The 25,480-nt window shown below is 60.9% G+C and carries 21 protein-coding genes; 9 read left to right on the top strand and 12 right to left on the bottom strand.

Translation table 11 applies throughout. From position 1 onward, the window contains the following. From V7756_RS06700 to V7756_RS06690, 3 genes are read right to left on the bottom strand one after another with little or no spacing between them, the layout of a single operon-like run. Positions 1–1,413, bottom strand: coding sequence for an N-acetylmuramoyl-L-alanine amidase (locus V7756_RS06700; RefSeq protein WP_442908969.1), 1,413 nt, complete (start codon positions 1,411–1,413; stop codon positions 1–3). Between the two features lie 10 nt (positions 1,414–1,423). Beyond that, on the bottom strand, positions 1,424–1,909 hold the full coding sequence (gene tsaE / locus V7756_RS06695; protein ID WP_335609382.1) for a tRNA (adenosine(37)-N6)-threonylcarbamoyltransferase complex ATPase subunit type 1 TsaE: 486 nt from the start codon (positions 1,907–1,909) through the stop codon (positions 1,424–1,426). 43 nt (positions 1,910–1,952) lie between these two features. Continuing rightward, on the bottom strand, positions 1,953–3,446 hold the full coding sequence (locus tag V7756_RS06690; RefSeq protein WP_335609381.1) for an NAD(P)H-hydrate dehydratase: 1,494 nt from the start codon (positions 3,444–3,446) through the stop codon (positions 1,953–1,955). 77 nt (positions 3,447–3,523) lie between these two features. Between V7756_RS06690 and queG the strand changes: the two genes are divergently transcribed. Next, positions 3,524–4,582, top strand: coding sequence for a tRNA epoxyqueuosine(34) reductase QueG (gene queG, locus V7756_RS06685; RefSeq protein ID WP_335609380.1), 1,059 nt, complete (start codon positions 3,524–3,526; stop codon positions 4,580–4,582). A gap of 5 nt (positions 4,583–4,587) precedes the next feature. On the opposite strand, the gene orn is transcribed toward queG, so the two are convergent. Continuing rightward, entirely contained in the window at positions 4,588–5,130 is a 543-nt protein-coding gene (gene orn / locus V7756_RS06680) for an oligoribonuclease (protein WP_335609379.1), read from the bottom strand. 124 nt (positions 5,131–5,254) lie between these two features. Here orn and rsgA point away from each other — a divergent pair, with 124 nt between their 5' ends. Continuing rightward, positions 5,255–6,280, top strand: a complete 1,026-nt coding sequence (gene rsgA / locus V7756_RS06675; protein WP_335609378.1) for a small ribosomal subunit biogenesis GTPase RsgA — start codon at positions 5,255–5,257, stop codon at positions 6,278–6,280. 21 nt (positions 6,281–6,301) lie between these two features. Here rsgA and motB read toward each other — a convergent pair whose 3' ends face one another. Beyond that, on the bottom strand, positions 6,302–7,387 hold the full coding sequence (motB, locus tag V7756_RS06670) for a flagellar motor protein MotB (protein WP_335609377.1): 1,086 nt from the start codon (positions 7,385–7,387) through the stop codon (positions 6,302–6,304). Positions 7,388–7,390: 3 nt separating this feature from the next. Then, complete coding sequence (gene motA / locus V7756_RS06665) at positions 7,391–8,245, bottom strand: flagellar motor stator protein MotA (RefSeq protein ID WP_335609376.1); 855 nt, start codon at positions 8,243–8,245, stop codon at positions 7,391–7,393. A 111-nt stretch (positions 8,246–8,356) separates the two neighbouring features. Here motA and V7756_RS06660 point away from each other — a divergent pair, with 111 nt between their 5' ends. The 3 genes from V7756_RS06660 to asd all read left to right on the top strand — a co-directional run bounded on the left by V7756_RS06660 (position 8,357) and on the right by asd (position 11,737). Continuing rightward, positions 8,357–9,937, top strand: a complete 1,581-nt coding sequence (locus V7756_RS06660) for a hypothetical protein (RefSeq protein WP_335609375.1) — start codon at positions 8,357–8,359, stop codon at positions 9,935–9,937. A 129-nt stretch (positions 9,938–10,066) separates the two neighbouring features. Beyond that, entirely contained in the window at positions 10,067–10,876 is an 810-nt protein-coding gene (locus V7756_RS06655) for a rhodanese-like domain-containing protein (RefSeq protein WP_335609374.1), read from the top strand. A gap of 9 nt (positions 10,877–10,885) precedes the next feature. Beyond that, positions 10,886–11,737 (top strand): archaetidylserine decarboxylase, encoded by an 852-nt coding sequence (gene asd, locus V7756_RS06650; RefSeq protein WP_335609373.1) that lies wholly within the window; start codon positions 10,886–10,888, stop codon positions 11,735–11,737. Here asd and epmA read toward each other — a convergent pair whose 3' ends face one another. After that, positions 11,738–12,700 (bottom strand): elongation factor P--(R)-beta-lysine ligase, encoded by a 963-nt coding sequence (gene epmA, locus V7756_RS06645; RefSeq protein WP_335609372.1) that lies wholly within the window; start codon positions 12,698–12,700, stop codon positions 11,738–11,740. A gap of 65 nt (positions 12,701–12,765) precedes the next feature. Further along, the gene (gene efp, locus V7756_RS06640) at positions 12,766–13,332 is read right to left on the bottom strand and encodes an elongation factor P (RefSeq protein WP_335609371.1); all 567 of its coding nucleotides are present in this window, start codon (positions 13,330–13,332) and stop codon (positions 12,766–12,768) included. Between the two features lie 108 nt (positions 13,333–13,440). Between efp and epmB the strand changes: the two genes are divergently transcribed. The 3 genes from epmB (at position 13,441) to V7756_RS06625 (ending at position 18,569) form a co-directional block, all read left to right on the top strand. Then, positions 13,441–14,466, top strand: a complete 1,026-nt coding sequence (gene epmB, locus V7756_RS06635) for an EF-P beta-lysylation protein EpmB (protein ID WP_335609370.1) — start codon at positions 13,441–13,443, stop codon at positions 14,464–14,466. Between the two features lie 188 nt (positions 14,467–14,654). Next, positions 14,655–16,439 carry a molecular chaperone gene (locus V7756_RS06630; protein WP_335609369.1) on the top strand — a complete coding sequence of 595 codons (1,785 nt, stop codon included), beginning with the start codon at positions 14,655–14,657 and terminating at the stop codon, positions 16,437–16,439. Positions 16,440–16,499: 60 nt separating this feature from the next. Further along, the gene (locus V7756_RS06625; protein ID WP_335609368.1) at positions 16,500–18,569 is read left to right on the top strand and encodes an EAL domain-containing protein; all 2,070 of its coding nucleotides are present in this window, start codon (positions 16,500–16,502) and stop codon (positions 18,567–18,569) included. An 80-nt stretch (positions 18,570–18,649) separates the two neighbouring features. On the opposite strand, the gene serB is transcribed toward V7756_RS06625, so the two are convergent. Then, positions 18,650–19,861 carry a phosphoserine phosphatase SerB gene (serB, locus tag V7756_RS06620; RefSeq protein ID WP_335609367.1) on the bottom strand — a complete coding sequence of 404 codons (1,212 nt, stop codon included), beginning with the start codon at positions 19,859–19,861 and terminating at the stop codon, positions 18,650–18,652. 156 nt (positions 19,862–20,017) lie between these two features. Here serB and V7756_RS06615 point away from each other — a divergent pair, with 156 nt between their 5' ends. Further along, a complete protein-coding gene (locus V7756_RS06615) occupies positions 20,018–21,571 on the top strand; it encodes a hypothetical protein (RefSeq protein WP_335609366.1) in 1,554 nt (517 codons plus the stop codon). A gap of 56 nt (positions 21,572–21,627) precedes the next feature. On the opposite strand, the gene parC is transcribed toward V7756_RS06615, so the two are convergent. The 3 genes from parC to V7756_RS06600 are packed head-to-tail and all read right to left on the bottom strand — an operon-like array spanning position 21,628 to position 25,468. Continuing rightward, positions 21,628–23,913: a DNA topoisomerase IV subunit A gene (parC, locus tag V7756_RS06610; protein WP_335609365.1), complete on the bottom strand. Its 2,286-nt coding sequence runs from the start codon at positions 23,911–23,913 to the stop codon at positions 21,628–21,630. Between the two features lie 60 nt (positions 23,914–23,973). Beyond that, positions 23,974–24,453: a retropepsin-like aspartic protease family protein gene (locus tag V7756_RS06605; RefSeq protein ID WP_335609482.1), complete on the bottom strand. Its 480-nt coding sequence runs from the start codon at positions 24,451–24,453 to the stop codon at positions 23,974–23,976. A 34-nt stretch (positions 24,454–24,487) separates the two neighbouring features. Beyond that, entirely contained in the window at positions 24,488–25,468 is a 981-nt protein-coding gene (locus V7756_RS06600) for an esterase-like activity of phytase family protein (RefSeq protein ID WP_335609364.1), read from the bottom strand. Positions 25,469–25,480: the final 12 nt, after the last annotated feature.

The following is a 25,480-nucleotide window of genomic DNA, read 5'->3' as shown; positions in this document are numbered from 1 at the left end:
TCAGCGTTCGTTCTGTACGAGCATGCTGCTGGCCGGGACTTTGATCACCTGACCCACTCGTATGTTGTCATCGGACAGATTATTGGCGTTGCGCAGCCCACTGAGTGACACCTGATACAGCGCCGCGATCATCGACAAGCTGTCACCGCGGCGCACTACGTGCTCGCGCGGGCCCTGAGCCAGCTTGCCACTGGCCTTGAGCGCAGCAACGCGGGTACCCGGTGGCGGGTTTCGATGGAAGTAGCTCTTCACCCCGGCATGAATCGAGCGTGCCAGCGCCTGCTGATGACTGCGGGTAACCAGCTTGCGGGCCTCGCCGGGGTTGGAGATAAAGCCGGTTTCTACCAGAATCGAAGGAATATCCGGGGATTTGAGCACCATGAAACCGGCCTGCTCGACCCGCGGCTTGTGCAGCGAATTGACCCTACCAACTGAGGATAGCACCTGCTGACCCACATCCAGACTGGCCGACAAGGTTGCCGTCATCGACAGGTCGAGCAGCACACTGGCCAGCACCTGATCCTTGTTGTCGAGACTCACTCCCCCAACCCCACCAATCAGGTCGGAGCGGTTTTCCCGGTCAGCCAGCAGACGCGCGGTTTCGGAGGTGGCGCCGCGATCCGACAGTGCAAATACCGAAGCGCCATTGGCGCTGGCCCGGGTAAAGGCGTCGGCGTGAATTGACACAAACAGATCGGCATTGTGCTGGCGGGCGATTTCGGTGCGCTTGCGCAGCGGAATGAAGTAATCACCAGTGCGCACCAGTTGCCCCTTGAAACCGGGCTCTGCGTCAATCATGCCCTTGAGGTCGCGAGCGATGGCCAGCACTACCTCTTTCTCGCGGGCACCGCCATAGCCGATGGCACCCGGGTCTTCGCCACCATGCCCAGCATCGATGGCAATGATAATATCGCGCTCACCCGCCTCGGTAATGGAGCGCGTAGGTGTTTGCGGCAGCGGCGCGGCCTGAGGTGCTTGCGGCGGATCCATGGCAGTGGGTCGACCATCCTGATCAAACAGGTCGATCACCAGACGATCACCGTATTGCTGATTGGGCGGCAGTACAAAGCTCTTGGGATTGACTTGCGCGGACAGATCCAGCACCACCCGCAAATCCTTGCCATTGCGCGGAGCGGAGCGCATGCCAGTCAGCGGGGTATTGGCCAATGCCAAATCGGCGGTATTGGCGTTGAAGCTGGCATTATCGATATCGATAACAATCCGCTCGGGATTGGACAACGTAAACAAGGTATGTTCGGCGGGCCCACTCAAGTCAAACACCAGACGGGTGTTGTCGGGCGCGCGCCACAGGCGCACGCTCTTGATATCGGCCGCTAGTGCAGCTTCGGTAACAAGGCACAATAAACTGACAGCGCACCAACGCAGCAGCATCTGGCATTTCCCCCCGGTCATGCTAGTCACGCTATGCCTTACTCCGTTCTTGTTCCAATCGATGGCAACTGGCCTGACCGTGTTCGGTCTCGGCGGTCAACAAAAGGCGTCTGCCGGCACCTTTGACGTCAATGGTAATCCTCAGGTCCGGTCTTGGCAAAACGCCGTGCCCCTTTTCCGGCCACTCGACCAGACAAAGGTTGCCAGCAGAGAAATAATCGCGCACACCCAGAAACTCCAATTCTTCCGGATCAACCAGGCGATACAAGTCAAAGTGATAAACCTGCGCGGTTGCCAGCTCATAGGGTTCAACCAGCGTGAAGGTTGGGCTCTTCACCGCCCCTTCATGCCCCAACCCACGAATCATTCCCCGACTCAGCGTCGTTTTGCCCATACCCAGGTTTCCCTCCAGGTAGACCACGCCCCGCCCAACAAGTGCCCGAGCGATATCGGCGCCCAAGCGCTGCATAGCCTCTTCACCTTCCACCTCTACCGCGTAGCTCATTACTTTTCCCATTCGGTACGCCCGTTACGCCTCAGCAACCTGACCCGCAGGCAGATCATTCGCTCGATCTGGTATTCAAATACTGCCTGATTGGCGCAAACATATCGCTCGCTCGCATGCCAACCTGGCCATCCACAGCCGCGCGATCGCCCGCCAGCGCGTGCACCAGCACAGCATAGCGCGCCGCCCTGCCAGCAGGAATGCGCTGGGCCAGCAACGCCCCCAGCAGACCGGACAACACGTCGCCCATGCCAGCGACCGCCATACCGGGATTTCCATGACTGCAGACCGCCGGTAGCGCGCCATCGGCGCTGGCGACCAGAGAACCAGCGCCCTTGAGAATGGCAGCGGCGCCCAGCTCCCGGGCTAAACGCTGCACCGCAGCCAAGCGGTCGGCCTGCACCTCAGGGGTAGAAACCGATAACAGGCGCGCAGCCTCAGTCGGGTGCGGCGACACTATCACCTGATCGCCCAGACGCGGCAGTTTATCTTTCTCGGCAATGATATTGAGCGCGTCAGCATCCAGCACCCGCGGGCCGCGCCAATCAAGCACCGCGTGCAACAGGCTTTGCGCCCAGTGGTCGCGGCCCAGGCCCGGCCCCACGACGATGGCGTCTGCCTGATCCAGCAGCGGTTGCAGGTCGGCTGGCGAATCTACCGCCCGCACCATCAGCTCGGGACAGCGGCTGAGTAGCGGCGCCACATGCTCGGCCCGCGTCGCCACACTGATCTTGCCAGCGCCACTGTGCATGGCCGCTTCGGCGGCGAGCATGATCGCCCCGCCTGATCCATGCCCACCACCCACCAGCAGCAGATGACCAAAGGTGCCCTTGTGTGCTGCCTTGTTGCGCGCCGGCAGGGTATCGGCCCAATTATGCAAGGCGAGGCGCTCAATGCCGTGGTCAAAGTCGGCGCCCTGGTAGTCGGCCAGCGGCGCGAATTCCAGCTCTCCCACGTAGTCGGGCCCGGCACCGGTAAGCAAGCCGAGCTTGAGACCTATAAAGGTCACTGTCAGCTGCGCGGTCACCGCGCAGCCGAGTGCCACACCACGGTCAGCATCCAGACCACTGGGTACATCCACTGCCACCACAGGCCCGGCGGCCGCGTTGATTGCACTGATGGCAGCGCGATAGTCCTCACGCACCTCGCCACGCAAACCCGTACCCAGAAGCGCATCTACAACCACTCCGCTCAATTCGATATCGGCGGACCAGGGCCGCACAGACACACCCTGCTCACGGGCGCGCCGCCAGGCCGTGGCGGCGTCGCCCTGCAGTTTTGCCGTGTCACCCACGCTCAGCACCTGCACCTGCCAGCCCGCCAGCTTGGCCCGCAGCGCCAGCAGATAGCCATCGCCAGCATTATTACCGCTGCCGCACAGCACGCTCATGCGCCGCACTGCCGGCCAGCGCTGACCGATCGCAGCCCAGAGGGCCTCGGCAGCGGATTGCATGAGGTCGATGCCGGGAATTCCGGCGGCGATAATGCGTGCGTCCAGCTCTCTTACCTGCGCAGTGGTCAATACTCTGTCGGGCAGAAGGTGCGGCATAAATAGGCTCCCGGTGCGTATGTCTGGCACAATTATACGAGATGACTCGCCGCAACCCCCAATCCCGCGACCTGCCCATGCCTGAAAACACCGATTACAGCGCCCTCGCCGAACAGATTCGCTCCTTGGCCAGCCAACTGGGCTTCCAACAGCTTGGCATCAGCGCGCCCGATATCGGCCAACACGAACAGTGGCTGGAGCAATGGCTGGCGGCCGGTTATCACGGCGAAATGGAGTGGATGGCCAGCCATGGCAGCAAGCGTACCCAACCGGCTGAGCTGGTACCCGGTACGCAGCGCGTGATCTCGGTGCGCATGGATTACCTGCCCGGCGATAGCGCCATGGCGCAGCGGTTGAGCCAACCGGATGCTGCCTACATATCCCGCTATGCGCTGGGCCGCGACTATCACAAGCTGATCCGCCGACGGCTGCAAAAGCTGGCAGACGCCATTGGCGAGCTGATCGGACCCTTTGGTTATCGCGCCTTCGTCGACAGTGCGCCGGTCATGGAGCGCGCCCTGGCATCTGGGTCAGGGCTTGGCTGGATCGGCAAGAACAGCATGCTGATCAACCGCAAGGCGGGTAGTTACTTCTTCCTCGGCGAACTCTATACCGACCTGCCTTTGCCGGTAGATCAAGCCTACCAGAGCGAGCATTGCGGCAGCTGCAGCGCCTGCCTGGAACGCTGCCCGACCCAGGCCTTTGTCGGCGACAAGATACTCGACGCGCGGCGCTGCATCTCCTATCTGACTATAGAGCTGAAAGGCGCCATCCCCGAGGAGCTGCGCCAGCCCATGGGCAATCGCGTGTTCGGCTGTGACGATTGCCAACTGGTCTGTCCCTGGAACCGTTTCGCCAAACCCACCAGCGAGGACGACTTCAAGCCGCGACACCAGTTGGACCAAGCCAGTCTGGCCGCGCTGTTCCGCTGGGACGAAGCCACCTTCCTGGCCAATACCGAAGGCTCGCCGATTCGGCGCATCGGCCACGAACGTTGGCTGCGCAACCTGGCCGTGGGCCTGGGCAACGCCACGTCCAGCATCGCCGTGATCGAGGCTTTGAAGACGCGGCGCGATCATCCCTCCGAGCTGGTGCGCGAGCACGTCGAATGGGCGCTGCGACAGCACGGTTTCTAGCGACCTCAGAACTTGATGAAATGCTCGCGGTAATGCTGCAGCTCGGCGATGGAATCACGAATATCGTCCATGGCCAGATGGCTGCTCTGCTTCTTCACCCCGTTCTTCACCTCGGGCGCCCAGCGCGCAGCAAGTTCTTTCAGGGTGGATACGTCCAGGTTGCGGTAATGGAAATACTCTTCCAGCTCGCGCATGCCGCGATAAAGAAAGCGCCGATCCTGACAGATGCTGTTGCCGCACATCGGCGAACGGCCTGCCGGCACCCATTCGCGCAGGAAGGCCAGGGTCTGCTGTTCGGCGTCGGCTGCGCTGGTGATGCTGTCCCGCACGCGCTGCGTCAGGCCCGACTGGCCATGCTGTCGGGTGTTCCATTCATCCATGCCATCGAGCAATGCATCGGGCTGCTTGACTGCAATCGCCGGGCCCTCGGCCAGCACATTCAGGTTGGAGTCGGTCACTATGGTCGCAATCTCGATGATCACATCGTTGTCCGGGTCAAGCCCGGTCATTTCCAGATCAATCCAGATTAGGTTCTCGGGGCTTTGCATGCTGACTCCTGACTCAAGGGGAAACTGACACCGTTCTGCGCCCAGCAACCAGGGCAGCAGATCATCTGCCGCCAGTATAACCGCCGCGTGCTACACTGCGGCTGTTTCTTCAGACACTGACCCCATGGCCAAGCGACACCTTACCCGGCGCCAAAGCTGGCGCATTGAAAAAATCCAGGGCGAGCGCGCTGCGCGCGCCGATCGCCGCGCCGACAAGGCCGAGCAAAGCTTGCTGGGCGGCGACCTGGGCCCCGAACAGAACGGCCTGGTCATCGCCCACTTTGGCGTGCAGATGGACGTTGAGGCCACCGATGGCGCCAACCTCGGCGAGGTGCGCCGCTGCTACCGACGCGCCAACCTGCCAGCACTGGTCACCGGCGATCGGGTTATCTGGCGCGCCGACAACCAGGGTTCCGGCGTCATAGTCGCGCAGTTGCCCAGGCAAACCGAGCTGTGTCGCCCGGACCACCGGGGCCAGCTCAAACCGGTGGCGGCTAACGTCGATTTGCTGGTGATCGTGTTTGCCCCCCTGCCCACGCCCTACGCCAATCTGATCGACCGCTATCTGGTGGCGGCGGAACAGGCCGGGCTGGAGCCGCTGCTGGTCATGAACAAATCCGATCTGCTCAGCCCCGAGCAACACGGTGAGCTGTTGCAGTGGTTGAGCGACTATGCTGCGCTGGGTTATCGAGTACTCAGCCTCTCCGCTGGCGACGGCAGTGGCATGGATGACCTCACGGCCACGCTCAAGGACCGCATCAGCGTATTTGTCGGGCAGTCGGGCGTGGGCAAGTCATCACTGATCAATGTCTTGCTGCCGGGCGAAGATTTACGCGTGGGCGCCCTGTCCGAACAGACCGGCAAGGGCACGCATACCACCACAACGGCCAAGTTGTTCCACTTTCCGGCCGGCGGCGATCTGATCGACTCGCCCGGCATACGCGAATTCGGGCTGATGCACATCAGTCAGGACGAGCTGCTGGAAGGTTTCATCGAATTCCGGCCCTACCTCGGCACCTGCCGCTTCCGCGACTGCCGGCATCAGCAGGAACCGGGCTGCGCGCTGCTTGGCGCAGTTGCCGAAGGCAAGATCGCCAAGGCCCGGATGGCCAGCTACAAGCACATACTCTCGACGCTGAACGACGACTGACCTGCGCTCCAGGCGCCTCTGCTACTCGCTAAGGCGGCGGGTGGGCTCTGCATCATCAAACAGGTTCAAGCGGCGCTGCGCTGCGGGCGTCGGCGAGGCAGGGGCGACTTGTTGGGGCGCCTCCGCTGCTGGCTCAGCTACCGCACCTGGCACCAATGCTTGCGGATCCGCCTCTTGCCCAGCGGGCGCAAGCTGACCCGAGCCCTCAGAGGCTGGCGCCGGCGCCTCTTCCGGCAGGATTTGCGCAGCGTCGGCCGCCGGATCTGGATTCGCCGAATCCAGCAACTGCGCCTCGGCCTGATGATTCAGCACCACAATATCGATACGCCGGTTGGTCGCGCTCAAGGGATCGTTGCGATCAAACAGGGCCGAGTCGGCATAACCGACCACCCTGGCCACCTGCGGCTCCGGATACCCTGCCACCAGCAGGGTCCGTCGCGCTGCATTGGCACGGTCGGACGATAGTTCCCAGTTGCCATATCCGCGGCGCCCGCGATAGGGCTCGGCATCGGTATGACCGCTGATGCTGATCTTCTTCGGTACCTTGGCAATGGTATCGCTCAGCGCCAGCAGAATTTCCTCGAAATAGGGCTGCAACTCGGCACTGCCGCTAGCGAACATGGGACGGTTCTCCGCATCTACAATCTGGATACGCAAGCCGTCCTGGGTGATCTCGATCAGAATCTGATCCTTGAAGCGCTGCAGCACCGGCTCTTCATCAATCTGGTTCTGCAGCTCCTGCAACAGCATTTCCAGCTCACGCTGCTCCACCTGGTCTGCCAGTTCCTTGGCTGCAGACTCATCCACCAGATTCTCATCCTGCGGGTCCTCCTCCTTGCTCAAGGTGACATTGGGAGACACCTGCGGGGAGCCGCCTAGATCAATCGGATACGGGCTGCCCCCTTCGGAAAAGCCTATGGGGTCATTGAAATAGCCGGAAATATCTTTCAACTGTTCCGGCGTCGCCACGGTAATCAGCCACATGACCAGAAAAAATGCCATCATCGCCACGGCAAAATCGGCAAAGGCAATCTTCCAGGAACCGCCATGGTGCCCTGCAGCCTTGCGGGTGATGCGCTTGACGATAATCGGCTGGTTGTTATCCATGAATCAGCGGCCCTTGACCGACTCTTCCAGCTCCATAAAGCTGGGACGGTGCTCAGGCAGCAGCGACTTGCGGCCAAACTCGACTGCCAGCGCCGGCGGCAAGCCTTGCGCGCTGGCCACCAGCGTCATCTTGATAGCCTCGTAGGTATTGGCCTCCTCGTGCGCATCATGCTCCATAGCGGCGGAGAACGGCCCCACAAAGCCATAGGCCGCGAGAATACCCAGAAAGGTACCCACCAGCGCCGTTCCTACCTTTTCGCCAATTTCAGACTTTTCCGCGTCACCCAGAATACTCATGGTGATCACGATACCCAGCACCGCGGCGACGATACCAAAGCCCGGCAAGGCATCCGACACGCGAGTGGCCGCATGAGAGGGTTCGAGCAGCTCTTCGGTGAGACTGGAAATTTCCACGTCAAACAGGGCTTCCAGCTCATGCGGAGCCATGTTGCCGGTGGACATGATGCGCAAGTAATCGCAGACGAACTCGGTCATGTGCTTGTCTTTGAGTATCGCCGGGTACTTGCTGAAGATAGGGCTTTCTGCCGGCTCTTCGATATCCGCCTCGATCGACATCATGCCTTCACGGCGGCTTTTATTCAGTACCTCGTACAGCAAACCCAGTACATCCAGGTAATAGGCTTTGTTAAACCTGTGGCCAAACATGATTTTCGGGCCGGAGGCCAGCGTTTTCTTGACCACGGCCCCACTGTTGGCAACCATAAAGGCGCCAAAGGCGGCGCCCCCGATAATCAGGATTTCAAAGGGGTGCCAGAGCGCTGCAATGTGCCCGCCGGAGGCTGTGAAACCGCCCAGCACCGCACCAATAACAACGAGGAAACCAGCGATCTTCAGCATAAATCAGAATGTCCGATGTAGCAGGATGCATGCGAAGGGCATGCAGGAGCGGCACAGGACCGCAGTTCGAGTTATAGTCGCGCAAACGCCAAGTATAAAGCCGCGAGACCTATGAGCACAGTCCAGCCCAACCCTAACGGCAACAAAGACATTATCGGCAGCTTGCGCGAGAAGCTGAATGCGACCGTGCTGCCGATCACGCCGGCGCAGCGCGAACGGCTGCTGCACCAGCTTGGCAGCGAGATGCTGAGTCTGAGTGAGCTGACCCAGGCGCTCATGAGTGTGCCTGTGGCTGCGCTGCATATATGTCGCGCTGCAGGTGAAGCCGCACGCAACCGGGACATTGACATACTCACCCTGGAACAGGCCTGCAGCCTGTTGGGTACCCAGCGCTTGGGCACGCTGCTGGGCAATATCCCCGTGGTGGCAGCGCAGGACATGCCGCGCGCCTATCTGCAGCTATTGAGTATCAGCGAACATGCCGTGAGCCAGGCGCAGGGGCTGTTTTCTCACCGTATCGCGCGGCTATGGCATGAGATGGCGCTGGCGACCCTGCTCTTCCTGTCGCCGCTGTGGGCCCTGACTTATGTCAAGCCGCACATATTTGCCCAGTGGGACGCGCTGAACCGCGGCGTATTGCCCGAGCATGTAAGCAAGCGACAGATCGCCGAAACCACCGCGTCCGGCTTCGTGCTGGTGCAGCAACTGGCCCAGGACTGGTGGTTGCCGCCGTGGATACTGCAAGGCTATCGCTCGCTGAACAGCAGCCGCCGCACCATGGTCAAGGCGCTGCATATCGCGCGCAACGCGGCTAACCCGCAGGAACAGCAAGCCCATCTGGATGCCGACCGCGAGCTGTACCGCTGGCTGACCCAACCCGCCAACAGCCTGTTGATGGCCACCGGCATAGCGCTGGGTTCGCATCACAATTGGTACGCGGTACACACCTTGCGCTGGCAACAGCTCAGCGCGCTGTATCTGGGTTGCAGCGTGCACGACACTCAGCGCACTAGTCACGAAAGTGCGGTCCTCAGCGCTCACCAGCAATCCCTCCAAGGCCCTGGTAGAGTCTGGCTTCCTGCGCTGTCGCTGCCATGGCCCGCCGATTACCGGACCACCGTCGAACCCGCCGCCAAACCCGCTAGTCTGCCGGCTGCCGCTACCCCGCCCGCACCGATACGGCCGGAGCGCTGGCGGCACCTTTGCATGACGCTCAACAGCGCGCCCAGCCCTTTCTCCACCCTGCCCGAGCTACTCAGCTGCGGTCTCGCCGCCATGCACGACGGTCTGGGCCTGCCGCAATGCTGGATCGCGCTGTTCAACGGCAAGGCGCAGCAGCTCGTTGTCGGCGCAGCCCTGGGCTTTGCGGCCGGACGCAACATCGTCGGTACCCGGCTGGGCAATCCGCGCGGCTCCGCCTGGGGTACCTGGCTCATGAGCGAAACCTGTCACCATCTCGACAGCGAGCGCTTGACTGGAATGGATCAAGTGCTGCCAGGCGCGCTCAAGACCATAATCAGCGATAGCGCCTTCGAGCTGATCCCCATTGTTCACAACAAACAGGTGCTTGGTCTGCTGTTTGCCTGCAACCCAGGCAGCCACCGGCTAATGGATCAGCAACGACAAAAGGCCCTGAGCAAGACAGCCAGCTGCATCTGCACTGCACTGATCAACTTCAAGCAACGCAGCTAGTCGCCTCCGCGGGCGATAGTAGCTGCGTCGCGCCGGGCTGTCGCAATTCTGTTGAGGCTTAGGGCAATCCGCTACAATGCGCTCGATGGCGCCGCGCTCGCCTTAACCTATCGCCGGAGAAGCGTCACCATGACGACCCCCAACCTGCCTTTGCTGCTGGAGCCCGAGGCGCTCGTGCTGCCAGTGAATCAACAGCATTACCGCCTGGTAGACCTGTGCAAGGCCGATCAATACCTCGCTGGCCATATTCCGGGCGCAGTGCATGTCGCGCCCGGCCGCATCACCGCGCCAGCCCCGCGCCCAGGCCTGCTGCCGGATATGGACGCCCTGCAGTCACTGTTTGCCGAACTGGGTCACCATCGCGACTTGCACTACATCGTCTACGATGACGAAGGCGGCGGCTGGGCCGGCCGTTTCATCTGGCTGCTCGACAGCATTGGCCACGCACATTACAGCTATATCAATGGCGGCCTGCGAGCCTGGCAGCAGGCCGCAATGCCATTGGAACAGCGCCCCAATCAGGTACCCGCCAGTCAGCCACAGTTGCAGGTTGATCTCCGTCCCAGCCTGACGCTGGATGAGCTCAAGGCTGATCTGCACAACCCAGAGCGGGTGATCTGGGACGCGCGTTCGCCGGAGGAATACCGCGGCGAAAAAATTCTGGCCGCCAAAGGCGGCCACATACCCGGCGCGGTCAACTTCGAATGGACTGCTGGCATGGATACTGAGCGTGGCCTGCGCCTGCGCGCCGATCTGGCGCAACAGCTGCAAGCCTTGGGGATTACTCCGGACAAACAGATAGTCACCCACTGCCAAACCCATCACCGTTCCGGCTTTACCTACCTGGCGGCCAAAGTGCTCGGCTATCCTGAGGTAAAGGCTTACGCCGGCTCCTGGTCCGAGTGGGGCAACCACCCGGACACCCCTGTCGAATCCTGAGGAATTCTCATGCTCGAGCGTTTGTTTGTTGTAATGCAATACCTGCTGCCACATCAGCTGCTGTCCAGCCTGGCGGGCAGCCTGGCCGACTGCACCTGGCCATGGGTCAAAAATCCCTTCATCAAGGCGTTTGTCGCACACTTCAAGGTCGATATGAGTGAAGCGCTGGAGGAAGACCCCACCGCCTATCCGAGCTTCAACGAGTTTTTCACCCGCGCGATGAAACCCGATGCGCGCCCTCTGGATCTTACCCCTGGCGGCGTGCTCAGCCCCGCAGACGGTACCGTCAATCAGTTGGGCAAGATCGAGCATGGCCGGATCTTTCAGGCCAAGGGCCACAGCTTTAGCGTCACCGAGTTGCTGGGCGGTAATCCGGAACACGCCGCAGCCTTTCAGGGCGGCGACTTTGCCACCGTGTATCTGTCGCCCAGCAACTACCACCGCGTGCATATGCCCTTCACCGGCACTCTGACAGACATGACCTATGTGCCCGGCCGGCTGTTTTCCGTCAACCAGACCACGACCAACCATGTGCCCGAGCTGTTCGCGCGCAACGAGCGGGTGGTCTGCCTGTTTGATACCGAAGTCGGCCCCATGGCCGTGGTACTGGTCGGCGCCATGATAGTGGCATCTATCGAAACCACCTGGGCCGGCCTGGTCACACCCCACCGCCGGCGTCTTGGCAGCATTCAGTATGGCAAGACCGCGCCCACTCTGATCAGGGGCGAAGAAATGGGCCGCTTCAAACTGGGTTCAACCGTCATAGTGCTGTTTGGCCCCAACGTGGCCAACTGGCAAGCTGAGCTCAAGGCGGGCAGCGGCGTGTGCATGGGGCAGTTGCTGGGCACCACCCAGGCCTGATCAGGCCCGCGCCAGATCGAAAGCGATTACCTGATCAATCCGGCTGGCGCCCAGCGCCAGCATGATCAGGCGATCCACTCCGAGTGCCACCCCCGCGCACTCAGGCAGCCCCGAGCGCAGGGCCGCCAACAGGGGTTGATCCAGAGGTAACTCGGCATATCCCAGCACTTTGCGCGACTGTTGGTCCGCCGCAAAACGTAGCGCCTGCTCCTGCGCATCGGTCAGCTCGAAATAACCATTGGCCAGTTCCATGCCAGCGACAAACATCTCGAAACGGGCAGCACTGGGCACACGATCATCGCCCTCCACAACCCGCGCCAGCGCCGCCTGCGAGGAGGGAAAGGCATATACCATGGTCGGCTCCAGCAACTGCGGCTCGACGCAATGCGAAAACAGCAGATTCAGCCAGCCATCGCGTGACAGCTCACCAGTAAAGCCGCAACGCTCGAGTGCCAACGCCTGCAACTGCTGCTCGCTGCAATCATGGATATCCAGGCCGGTGTACTCGGCGAACACGGCAGCGTAGGTGACGCGCCGGGCCGGCGCGCACGCCAGCACCTGCACCACCAGCTCATCCACTTCGTCCATCAGCCGATGGTGATCAAAGCCGGGCCGATACCACTCCAGCATGCTGAACTCAGGATTGTGGCGGCTGCCGGTCTCGCCATTGCGATAGACCTTGCATAGCTGCCAGATCGCCCCGCTGCCCGCCGCCAGCAAGCGCTTCATCGGGTACTCGGGCGAGGTATGCAGATAAAGACGCTGCGCCAGGCCACCGCCCTCCGGCACATAATCCGTGGCAAAGGGGAACAAATGCGGGTCGCTCACCGCTGCGGCGGATAACGAGGGCGTATCTACCTCGAGAACCTGCCGCTGCCCAAAAAAACCACGAATCTGATTGATGATCTGCGCTCGGCGCTGCAGCGCGGCTATCGATGCGCTGGGTCTCCAGTCAGTACTCATTAAGAGTCTCCGTTCAGACACAAAAAAACCGGAGCCAGGCTCCGGTTTTCTCTACTGCAGTTAAATCAGGCGCGGCCAACATACTCGTTGGAGCGGGTATCAACCTTGAGCACATCGCCGGTATTGATGAACAACGGCACCTTGACCACTGCGCCGGTCACCAGCCTGGCCGGCTTGGTACCACCACCGGAGGTGTCACCACGAACACCCGGATCGGTTTCCACTACTTCCAGTTCGACAAAGTTGGGCGGCGTAATCGCGATGGGGGCACCGTTATAGAGGGTGACCTGATAAACCACCTGCTCCTTCATCCAGTTGATGCAATCACCCACTGCTTTCTCGTCGGCGCCGTACTGTTCAAAGGAGCCATCTGTGGCCATGAAATGCCAGAACTCGCCATCGGCGTAAAGGTATTCCATTTCGCGGTCCATGACGTCCGCCCCTTCCAGCGAATCACCCGACTTGAAGGTGCGCTCGTTGACCCGACCGGTCTTGAGGTTGCGCACCTTCACGCGGTTGAACGCTTGCCCCTTGCCCGGCTTGACGTACTCGTTTTCCAGGATGGAGCAAGGATCGCCATCGAGCATCACCTTAAGACCCGGCTTGAATTCATTGGTAGAATAATTGGCCATACAGACATTCCCACTTTCAATTAACGGATAATCCGACAACGCGCCGTTCTGACAACAGTTGGAGGCAGCCAGTCGGATACCCTGACACCCATGCGCGGAAAAACGCCAATGATACATGGTTCTTCAGTTCGTGTTGAGTCTGCGGACTGGCAAAATATCCTCGCCACCAGCATCACCGACCCGCGGGTGTTATTGGCGCGACTAAAGCTCGACAGCGCCCTGCTCGAAGGCGCCCTGGCCGCGAGCGGCGAGTTTCCGCTGCGCGTTCCCGAACCCTATCTGCAACGCATGCAACCGGGCAACCCGCACGACCCCCTGCTGCGCCAGGTGCTGCCACTGGGCGAAGAACTGGCAGAACAACCGGGCTATGTGGTGGACCCGCTGGGGGAGCAGCACAGTAACGCGCGCCCCGGCATCATTCACAAATATCACGGACGGCTGCTGCTGGTGGTGACCGCCGGCTGTGCGATCAACTGCCGTTATTGCTTCCGGCGGCACTTCCCCTACGATGAGAACAACTTGAGCACCGCCGAGTGGGATCAGGCGCTGGATTACATCCGCCAGGACAGCTCGATTCACGAAGTCATCTACAGTGGCGGCGATCCGCTCGCGGCCAATGATCGCCGTCTGGCCTGGCTCACCCGTCAGATTGCCGATATTGCCCACGTAAAGCGCTTGCGCGTGCACACGCGCCTGCCGGTGGTCATCCCACAGCGTGTCACGCCCGAGCTGATAGAGGCGCTATGTGGCACTCGCCTGCCAGTGACCATGGTGCTGCACTGCAACCACGCAAACGAGGTCGATGCCAATATGTTGGCCGCCACCGAGCGGCTGCGCACTGCCAAAGTAACCCTGCTGAATCAGGCGGTACTGCTGCGCGGCGTCAACGACCGGCTGAATGACCAGATCGCCCTGAGCGAAGCACTAGGCGACAATGGCATATTGCCCTATTATCTGCACTTGCTTGACCATGTCAGAGGCGCCAGCCATTTCCATTGTGCGGACGCCACGGCCAAGCAATTGATCGGTGAGTTGTTGACACGATTGCCGGGCTACCTGGTACCACGACTGGTACGTGAAGTGGCCGGCCAACCGGGCAAGGTCCCGGTGCATGTCGATCTGATCGCTCCCTGATGAACCGAATACCGACGACAAGGGCACTGTAGATGCCAGCCAGCGCCTTGAATACGGCTTTTAGCCAGTTCGAAGCTAAGCTGCTACAGTGTCTTCGATAGAAGACATGACCCTTAAAGTGCCAAGGATGCCCCAGCCACAAGGCTGCCAGGCTTTGGCCGGAACCGCTTGTACTGGATATGACTGTTATGGATAGCACATCGCAAAAACTGCATTTGCGTATTCCTCAGCAAACGCTCAGTAGCCTGAGCTTTGCCGAAGGCACAGAAAAGGGCATCACCCAGTGGCTGGCGAATCTGCCAAAAGCCAACATCGGGGAGACCGCCCGCCAGTTGTATCAGGGCCTGATAGAGCTGAACCAGTTTGAGTTGCCCGCCGACAAACGCCTGGCAATCCTGGAGCGCATCAGACCCGAGGTACACTACGTGTGCTCGGCGCTGTCCAAATACTATCTGGGGCAGTCGATCGTTCTCGAAGACAAGCCGCGCAAGGTTGCCAACCTCTCACAGTCATTGCAGAACCATCTCGCCAACGGCTACAAGATAGTTGTGGCGCAAGAACGCAGCATTAAATCCCGTGATCACGCGAGTCAGATGACGCTGGCGCTACAGCGCTCCATTCGCGGCCTGTGCGGCCCTCTGCTGCGCGCCTTTCAGCTCTATTGTCCGGTTGCCGACGGGGTCTGGCTCGAGCTGCATCAGCTGTATCAACTGGCGCGCAAGCGCAAGTTGCACCTGACGCCGGTAGCGGACAAGGAAAGCGCCAGCAAAAAGCCGCTGAGCATCGAACAGAGCTACATCATCGCACTGCTCATGGGTTCAGCACGGCCAAACCAAATGCGCCAGAGCGCCATGGGCCGCCTGTTTTCAACCCTGGAAGACTGGAGTCGCGTGGCCCGCATCGTGCCGCCTACCGATGCCAAGGCGCTGTTTATCATCAATCCGGACATGGACTGCCCACCTCGCTACAAGTCGCTGATCCGCGACGAAAGCCTGGATAACAGCCTGGGCCTGGACACCAGTGCGCTAGTCGAGAGCATCAAGCACTACATGCTGAACGACAGTGACTACCATGGCGAGTTGAGCATTCCCGAGAACATGGGTATAGAGCTCCTGCAGCATGTGAGCCAATCCTGGGGCGATCTCGCCGAGCGTACCTTTAACCGTATTCCCAGTGGCGGGCAACTGAAAGTCAGCATCGGTATCAGCGCTACCCACTACCGCATTGCGGGCAAGGCCTTCGCGCGCTTTGTCGACGCCGAAGAACTGGAAACCAATCCCTTTTCCGAAGCGGCCCAGCGTAGCAAGCAGAGCGGCTGGACTAGCGCATTTGACGGCGCGCAATCGGTTGACTGGAACGGAGCCGGCGTCGAGCAGATCGACTATCACGGTGCAGCCGGGGACGATGAAGAAGGCGAAGAAAGCTATCCAATTCATTCCCTGCCGATTGTCAATCACAGCCCCGGCGGCTTCTGTCTGACCTGGCCCAAGGAAGTACCCAAACAACTGCAGGCAGGCGAGCTGCTGGGTATCCAGGAAGCCAATGAGCAGGACTGGAGCCTCGCCGTCGTACGCTGGATCCGTCAGGTTCGCGGCGGTGGTACGCAGATGGGCATCGAGTTGGTGGCACCGCATTGCACGCCTTGCGCCGCCAAGCTGCTGCGCAAGACCGGCGAACCCAGCCAGTTCCTGCGCGCGCTGTTGCTGCCTGAAGTTACTGCGATTGCGCGCCCTGCTACCATCATCACGCCGCGACTGCCGTTTCAGAGCAATAGCAAAATCATCATCCACCGCCCGGGAAGCTCCCTGCGGGCTCATCTAACCGAGCGGGTTACTGCCACCGGCAGCTTCAGCCAGTTCGAGTACCATCTGATCGAACAGATCAAGGAAGAAAAGCCGCAATCTGCGACCAATCCCTCATCCCTGTCGGTCAGCCCCGAGGATGACTTTGACTCGCTCTGGAAGTCTCTGTAAATTCAATCGTCTCTTTATCAAGGGTTGCGCATCAGCGCAGCCCGCTCTGTGCGGACGACCATGGGCAAAGAAAAACAAGCGATCAAGCTGCTTATCCTGGATGACTCGCAGAACAACGCAGAGCGTCTGGTAAGCCTGTTACGCAACGCCGGCCACGCCACCAGGGCGCATCGCATCACCTCGGTGGAAGACCTGCAGGAATCATTGCAACAAAACTGGGATTTATGCCTGGCCAGGCCCGAGACCAGTTTTATGACCGCGCATGAGGCCGCCAGCCTGATTGCTCGCCAGGCCCGTGACATTCCCTTTATCCTGCTCGCCCCCACCCCCAGCATAGAACAACGCGTCGACGCCTTGCGTGCCGGCATGCAGGACGCTTTGAACGATGACAGCGACACCCTGCTGACACTGATCGCCAACCGCGAGCTGTCCAACCTGGATGCGCGCAGACAGCGTCGCATCGCCGAGCAAAGCCTGCGTGAAGCGGAGAAGCGCTGCCAACTGTTACTCGACAGCTCCGTAGATGCCATTGCCTATGTACACGATGGCATGCATATCTACGCCAACCGCTCCTATATCCAGCTGTTTGGCTATGAAGATGCCGACGATCTAGCCGCCGAACCCATGGTCGGCCTGATCGCCGGCGAGGATCAAAGCCGGTTCAAGGATTTCCTGCGCAGTTACAGCCAGCAGGGTGGCCAGAATGAGATGCGCTGCAAGGGGCTCGACAGCAGCGGCAAGCAGTTCCCTATCATGCTCAGCTTCTCCCCTGCCAGCTATGATGGTGAACCCTGCACCCAGGTGGTGATACGAGCGGAAACCGCCAGCGCCGACTTTGAAGAAAAACTCAAGGTCATGGCCAGTCGCGATCTGGTTACCGGTTTGTTCAATCGCTCCTATTTTCAGGATGAACTAGAGGCCATTCGCGATAACGCCGTGCGGCTGGGCCAGACCAGCAGTCTGGCTTACCTCAGCATCGACGGTTTCAGCAGTTTGCAGGCCGAGATCGGCCTTGGCGGCGCCGATCTGGTATTGACTGACCTGGCTCAGTTGCTGCGCGACCATTTCCCTGAAGAGACCCTGATAGCACGCTTTGGTGACGACGCCTGCAGCGTGCTGATCCCCGGCAAGGAGCCGGAATCAGCTCTCGATACGCTCGACAAACTGCGCCAGAAGGTCGAAGCCAATCTGTTCGAAGCCAATGGGCGTACCGTACAGATCACCCTCAGCATCGGCATTTCAGCCATCAGTGAGACCAGTGCCGAGCCCTCCGAGGCCATCAACCGTGCTCATCGCCTGGCGGACCAGATCAGCCACGCCGGCGGCAACGCTGCCAAGGTGTTCAACCCGCTTGAAGAACTGGCCCATCAGGCCAACCGCGGCAACCTGATCGCGCTGATCAAGCACACCCTGGAAACCAACGGTTTCCGACTGCTGTTCCAGCCAGTGATCAGCCTGCGTGGCGATGAAGCTGAAAATTACGAGACCTTCCTGCGCTTGCTCAATCATGAAGGCGAAGAGGTGCCCGCAGCAGATTTTTTGCCGGCTGCCGAGGAAGCCGGGCTGGCTGCAGAGATCGATCGCTGGGTCATCACCCAGGCGACTCGACTGCTCAGTAGCCACCGCAGCAAGGGCGCGGAAACGCACCTGCTGCTGAACCTCAGCAGCGCCAGCCTGCAAACACCGGACATGGTCGAATGGATCGCCGCCCAGCTTAAGGAAACGCGGCTGCCACCGGACGCGATCATCTTCCAGTTCAACGATGCCGATGTGAATACCTACCTCAAGCAGGCCAAGGCTCACACGCAGGCGCTGCACGAAATGCACTGCAAGGTCTCCCTCAGCCATTTTGGCGGCGCCTTGAATCCCTACGCCTCACTCAAGCACGTCCATGCCGACTACATCAAGATCGATGGCTCCTTCGCGCGTGACCTGTCTGACCCAAGCGCAGTAGAAGCACTCAAGAGCATGGTTTCTACCCTGCATGCGCAGGGCAAGCTGACCATAGTGCCTTATGTAGACAGCGCCGCGATGATGCCAACGCTCTGGCAGGCGGGGGTCAACTATATTCAGGGGCACTATTTGCAGCCGCCCAGTGACAGCATGAATTACGACTTCTCGGCTGACTGACCGGCCACATAGCAAAACGCCCGGGAAACCGGGCGTTTTTGTTTCTGCTTTGCACTCGACTCTGCGCGCAGGGACCCCGCCTAGCCGCCATCGCGGTCACGGAAACCCAGCAGATAGAGAATGCCATCCAGTCCCAAAGTGGAAATCGCCTGCTTGGCCGACTGTTTCACCAAAGGCTTGGCCCGGAAGGCTACGCCGAGCCCCGCAATGGAAAGCATCGGCAGATCATTGGCCCCATCGCCCACGGCAATGGTCTGTTCAAGACTGATGCCCTCCTGCTGCGCCAGCTGGCGCAGCAGCTCGGCCTTGCGCTGGCCATCGACAATCGGCTCCTGTACCTCGCCGGTCACCAGGCCGTTCTCCACTGGCAAGGCATTGGCAAAGACATAATCAATGCCCAGGCGCTGCTGCAGACGTTCGGCAAAATAGGTAAAGCCGCCAGACAGGATCGCCGTCTTGTAACCCAGTCGCCGCAGTTGGGCTATCAGGGTTTCGGCGCCTTCGCTCAAACGCAGGGATTCACCAATCTGTACCAGCGTCGAGACCGGCAGCCCCTTGAGCAAGGCCATGCGCTCACGGAAACTGGCCTTGAAATCCAGCTCGCCGCGCATGGCGCGCTCGGTAATTTCCATCACCGCTTCGCCCACCCCAGCGGCCTTGGCCAGCTCGTCTATCACTTCGGCGTCGATCAGTGTGGAGTCCATGTCAAACACTACCAGCCGACGATTGCGGCGGAAAATGCTGTCCTGCTGAAAAGCGATATCCACGTTCAGCTCTTGCGCTATAGCCAGGAACTCCGCGCGCAGCGCCGCCGGGTCATCAGGTTCGCCGCGCACCGAAAACTCGATGCAGCCCTTGCCCTGGTCGGCCGGAAGCCCTTCCGGAATGCGGCCGGAGAGACGGTCAATATGATCGATGTTCAGCCCGTAGCGCGCGGTAATTTCGCTCACCCTGGCAATATGTTCAGCGGTAACCCGGCGCGCCAGCAGCGTCACTATATGCCTTGGCTTGCCCTGACCGGTCACCCAGCGGCTGTATTCCTCAGGGCTGACGGGGGTAAAGCGCACCTGCTGATCAAGCTCGTAACCGCGAAACAGCACATCTTTCAGCACATCCGACATGCCCTGATCTGCGCTCATTTCAACCAGAATCCCGAACGAGAGGGTATCGTGAATCACTGCCTGGCCGATATCGAGGATCTTCACCTCGGCCCTGGCCAGCAGGCCGGTAATAGCCGCCGTCAGCCCCGGACGATCGGGGCCGGTAATATTGATCAGGACTATTTCCTTCAAGGTAACCTCACACGCCAGGCTGAAAAGGCTATTCTAACCGGAATTGGCAACAGCCTCACAGATGAAGTCTTTTTCCATGCACGGGGAATGGATATACTCGGCGTTTGAGCCGTCAGCGGCCAGAAACTGCCCACCCTGCCAATACCGAGTCCCATTTTGAGCCGCTCAAGCCCCTCCCAAGACAACCTCTTTCTGCGCAGTTATACCCAGCTTCGCCAACGCTCCAGCCGGTTCACCTACGCCGTGCCGCTGCTGGTGGTAATACCCTTGCTGAGCCTGCTATTGCTCACGCTGATCATCGGCAAGGTGCAACTGCGAAACGATATCGCCGTCGAGGCGGACCGGGTCGGTGCCGCGCTGGCCAGGCAGATTGCCTCTACGGCCGCCGAACCGCTGGCGGCCGGCGACAATCTCAGCCTGAACATCCTGCTGGCGGAGTGGAACCAGAACCCCCTGATCGCCCATGTCAGCCTGTATTCGCCGAACAACCGCATACTTGCTGAGGCCGGCAATCGGCCTGCAGCCCATGACCGCGCGCCGGGTCAGGGCAGATATATGGCGGCAGTACTGCGGCAGGACGAAGTCGCCGGACAGGTACAACTGATACTGGCGGCCAAGCCGTTTGGCCAGCCGGCCAGTCACTTGATCAACCAACTGTCCGTAACCCTGCTGCTGATTACCCTGATTGCCGGTCTGCTGGCCTGGTGGTGGGCCGCCAGGCTGCGGCGTGATCTGGCTGCCATTGCCCGCTGGGACCAGGCGCCGGTCTATCCGGCCCCAGCCAGTACACGGCATGATGAGCTTGGCGACTTCGCCCGTGCCCTGACCCAACAACGGGGTCTTTATCCTGAGCCGGAGCCCGAGCCCGAGCCCGCGCCTCAGCCCGAGAGCGTCGTCGCACCAGAGTCTGTACCAGAGGCCGCCTCTGCCCAGAAGGCCGCAGCCGATGGCGACAGCGAGCCGCTGACCAGCACCGAGAGCCACGAGGAACAGACCGCAGAAGCCCCCGGTGAGCAAGCCGCAGAGGCCGACGCCGATTCCAGCGATGACAACGTAAGACAGGATGACCTCTCGGACGAGCAGGAGCTGACCGCAGATACCTCAGATACTGTCTCCCCCGACAATGTCGCCCTTGCGCACCATGCCATGCTGGCCGTGCGTCTGGGTAACCAGGATGCCTTGCGACGGCTGCCTCGGCCGCGACTGATGGCCCTGCTGGAGCGTTATCGCGAGCACGTGCAGCGTGCAGCGCACCTGTACGCCGGTCAGCAACATACGCTGTATGACGGGACCAGTGTTCTGCTGTTCAGTCCAGGCGCCGAGAATACGCGTGCGGAACTGGCCCACGGCCTCTGCTGTGGTGAACTGTTACGGGTGCTGGGGCACGATCTGCAGATCGAGATTGCCGATACCGGCATCGCTCTGCATCTGCAACTGGCCCTCTGTCATGCTCCGGGGCTGGAAAACATCAGCGATGAAGGCCTGAGCGAACACGAGCTCTGCCAGCGCACCTTCGATCAGTTGCAGCACAGCCGCAACCTGCTGCTGGTGGACGCCGAGCTGGCGACCGCCGGTGTCCTGGCCGAAAGCGCCGTAGCCCGCCGCCTCGCCAGCCAGCCCGGCATCTACTGTATTGAACGCCTGCTGGAGCCCTATCAGTCGATGGTGGAAAGCCAACTCAATAAGCTCTACAACCAGCGCCAGGGCTGAGACTACCACGGGATTAGCCTCGCCACGCACAGGCCCATCACGGGCCTGTAAGTTCCTTACTCGGCTGCAGGCGCCTCGCCCGCCGAGCCTGCCACTTCCACCGCGACCGCATCCACCTTCTGGAAGCCGCGCGGCAGCTTGTTGCCACGCCGCCCACGTTCCCCGCAGTAATGGTCCAGATCCGAGGGTTTCAGCGTCAGCGTGCGTTTACCGGCGGTCAACACCAGGCAGGCACCCGGCGGCAGCACCGCCAGCCCGGCCACGAACTCCTCTCGGGTTTTCACCCGCGCCGAAGGCAACGAGAGTATCTTGTTGCCCTTGCCCTTGGACAGCTGCGGCAACTCGGACAGCTTGAACACCAGCAGACGCCCCTCATTGGAAACGGCCGCGAGCTGACTGCCCTCACGATTTCGAACCCGTTGCGGCGGCAGAATGCGGCCACCCTCAGGTACGCTGAGCAGCGCCTTGCCGTTCTTGTTCTTGGCCAGCAGGTCCGCACCCTGGGCGACAAACCCGTAACCGGCGTCCGAGGCGAGCAGATACAGGGCATCGTCTTCCGGCATCAGCACCGTCTGGAAGCTGGCGCCGGCAGGCGGGCTGAAACGGCCGGTCAGTGGCTCGCCCTGCCCTCGCGCCGATGGCAGGGTATGTGCCGGCAACGAATAGCTGCGCCCAGTACTGTCGATGAATACTGCCTGCTGATTCGTACGCCCGGCAGCCTGATCCAGAAAGGCGTCGCCAGCCTTGTAGCTCAGGCTCGCGCCGTCAATGTCATGCCCCTTGGCACAACGGGCCCAGCCTTTCTCGGATAACACCACAGTCACCGGCTCAGAGGGCACCAGTTCGGTTTCCGATAGGGCCCGAGCTTCCTTGCGCTCGACCAAGGGAGAACGCCGATCGTCGCCATAGGTCTCGGCATCGGCAACCAGCTCGTCGCGCACCTTGTCGCGCAGCAACCGCTCATTGCCAAGTACCTTTTGCAACGCATCGCGCTCGATGGCCAGGGCATCCTGTTCACCGCGTATCTTCATCTCTTCCAGACGCGCCAACTGCCGCAGGCGCGTATCCAGAATGTAGTCGGCCTGCAAATCGCTGAGATCAAATCGGGCAATCAGCTCGGCCTTGGGGTGCTCTTCGGTACGAATGATGTGGATGACTTCATCCAGATTCAGGAAGGCAACCAGCAAACCTTCCAACAGATGCAGGCGTGCCAGCACCTTGTCCAGACGAAACTGCAGCCGCCGGCGCACCGTGGCCACCCGAAAGCCCAGCCACTCGCTGAGCAGCGTCCACAGATCCTTTACCGCCGGCCTGCCGTCGGTGCCTATCACGTTCATGTTGACGCGATAACTGTGCTCCAGATCGGTGGTGGCAAACAGATGCTGCATCAGTTCGTCCAGGTCGATCCGGTTGGAGCGTGGCACCACCACGATGCGCGTTGGGTTCTCGTGGTCGGATTCGTCACGCAGGTCAGCCACCATCGGTAGCTTCTTGTTCTGCATCTGCGCCGCTATCTGTTCCAGCACCTTGGCGCCTGAGACCTGGTGCGGTAGTGCGGTAATGACGATCTCGCCGTCTTCACGGTTCCACACTGCGCGGCTACGCACCGAGCCACGACCGGTAGCGTATATTTTCAACAGGTCGCTGCGCGGCGTAATGATCTCCGCTTCCGTTGGAAAGTCGGGACCCTGAACATGTTCGAGAATCTCGTCCAGCCCCGCACCGGGATCATCCAGCAAGCGTACACAGGCGGCAGCCACTTCCCGCAGGTTGTGCGGTGGAATGTCAGTGGCCATGCCCACCGCGATCCCGGTGGTGCCGTTGAGCAGCAGATTGGGCAAACGTGCCGGCAACACCATGGGCTCATCCATAGTGCCGTCAAAGTTGGGTTGCCAATCAACAGTGCCTTGCCCCAGCTCGGTAAGCAGTATCTCGCTGTACCGTGCCAGGCGCGCTTCGGTATAACGCATCGCAGCAAAGGATTTGGGATCATCCGGCGCGCCCCAGTTACCCTGGCCGTCGACCAATGGGTAACGGTAGGAAAAGGGTTGCGCCATCAACACCATGGCTTCATAGCAGGCGGAATCACCGTGCGGGTGGTATTTACCCAGCACATCACCCACGGTGCGCGCCGACTTCTTGTGCTTCGAGGTAGCCGAGAGGCCCAGTTCGCTCATGGCATAGATGATGCGGCGCTGTACCGGTTTCAGGCCGTCGCCGATATGCGGCAAAGCGCGATCCATGATCACGTACATGGAGTAATTGAGGTACGCCTCTTCGGTAAAGGAGGCCAGCGTGCGGCGCTCCACTCCTTCAAAGCTCAGATCCAGGCCATTACTCATTGATAATCTCCGTTGTAGCTTACCGCGCCTGTAGGGCAGTGCGGTCGCCGTCCTGCTTGTTCACTGATTCTGCCGCAGCAGCAGATCACCACCGCGCGAGCTGAAATCCAATTGCCGAAGCGCGCTCATGCCCAAGAGCACGCCGTCACCACCCATGCCGGGGACTATGCCCGCTTCCACATCATGCAACTCGATGTCACCGATACGCAGGCTGCGCAGGTGGGTACTAAATCCCGGCGCCGTGCCGTTCGCGGTTTCCACCATGAAACCCCGCCCCCGCTCCAGCCCCATTTCTTCTGCCAGCTCGGCCGGCACGGCGACAAAGGAAGCACCGGTATCCACCAGAAAAGTCACCCCGTGGCCGTTGATTTGACCATCGACCAGAAAGTGCCCCTGGCGGTTGGGCTCCAGGCGTACCTCGACAGCGTTGTCCAGATGCACCGAGTCGGGCTGCTGGTTAGGGTTCTGCTGCCGCTCTTCCACCCCACTGAACCAGTACGCCGCGAGCAACAGGCCAGCGGCCCAGGCCAGGATCATCATTCCGGTCCCCAGCCGACGCTGTCCGTTCGGCGCGTCACTCACGGCGCTCATCCTCTTGCCAGTCGTCAGGTAGCGCAAACTGGAAAACCCAGGGTCGGCTATCACCGTCGGGACGCACCCGGTCATTGTTATCCAGCCCTATCATCACGCCGTGCTCATTGATCAGCAGTGCCTCGGCCAACCCGTAGGGGGCATCCGGATAAATGTAGGGCTCGGACAGTATGCTTTGCGCGAACGACCAGCAGCGCTCACGCTGGCCTGACAGCGGGCTGCGTCGACACACTTGATGAGCATTGCGCTCAAGTGTCCAGAGTTTGCCCTGCCAGAGCGCCAGGTCGGAAAAATCCACTGGCAGCACTTCCTTGTTCAGCACACCCGGCGCAAACGCATCGGTGGGTAGGAAGCGCCGCTCGGCGAGCAGCACGCAACCGGCCAGCGGGCAGCGCCACTGATCATCCTGACGCTGCAACTTGACCAGCCCTCTGCCCTGGCGTTCTGCCGCCAACCACAGGGTATCCGCTTCGGCATTGATCGCCACGCCTTCAGCCAGGGCGTTGACCTGCTGCCATAGCCCCTGGGCTTCACCTTCGCTGTACACCGCAGGGTCGAGATCCAGCCACTTTCCCCGTACCGGTACATCGCCGGCCGGAGGCAGCTGGAGCACACCTACCTGGCTCTCGCTAACCAGGTAACGGTTGCCCTTGGCATCGCACGCCAAGCCTTCAAAATCCAGCGCCCGACCGCTCAGGCCGCGCAGCCAGGCGCCTGCCAGTAGCTGCACGGGGAGCATACTGGGTGAATTATCGGGCAGCTCAAAATACTCTTCCTTGGCTTGCCAGCCCGCGTCTGTCTGCTGCAGCATAAAGAGGCGCTGGTCTTCGCGGTCCGATACGGCCAGCAGCTCCCCGCCGCAATACTGCAGCGCCGAGAGGTTGCCGCGCGCCATCCCGTCAATCGGCAAGGCCTGCTGCAGACTCAGTTCAGGCGAGCGCTCGAAGGCAAGCGCCGGCGCCATGGCAAATATACA

The organism is Halopseudomonas sp., assembly GCF_036961105.1.
Lineage (GTDB): Bacteria > Pseudomonadota > Gammaproteobacteria > Pseudomonadales > Pseudomonadaceae > Halopseudomonas.
Note: the sequence above shows the minus strand (reverse complement) of the source record. Positions and strands in the feature narration are given on the sequence as shown.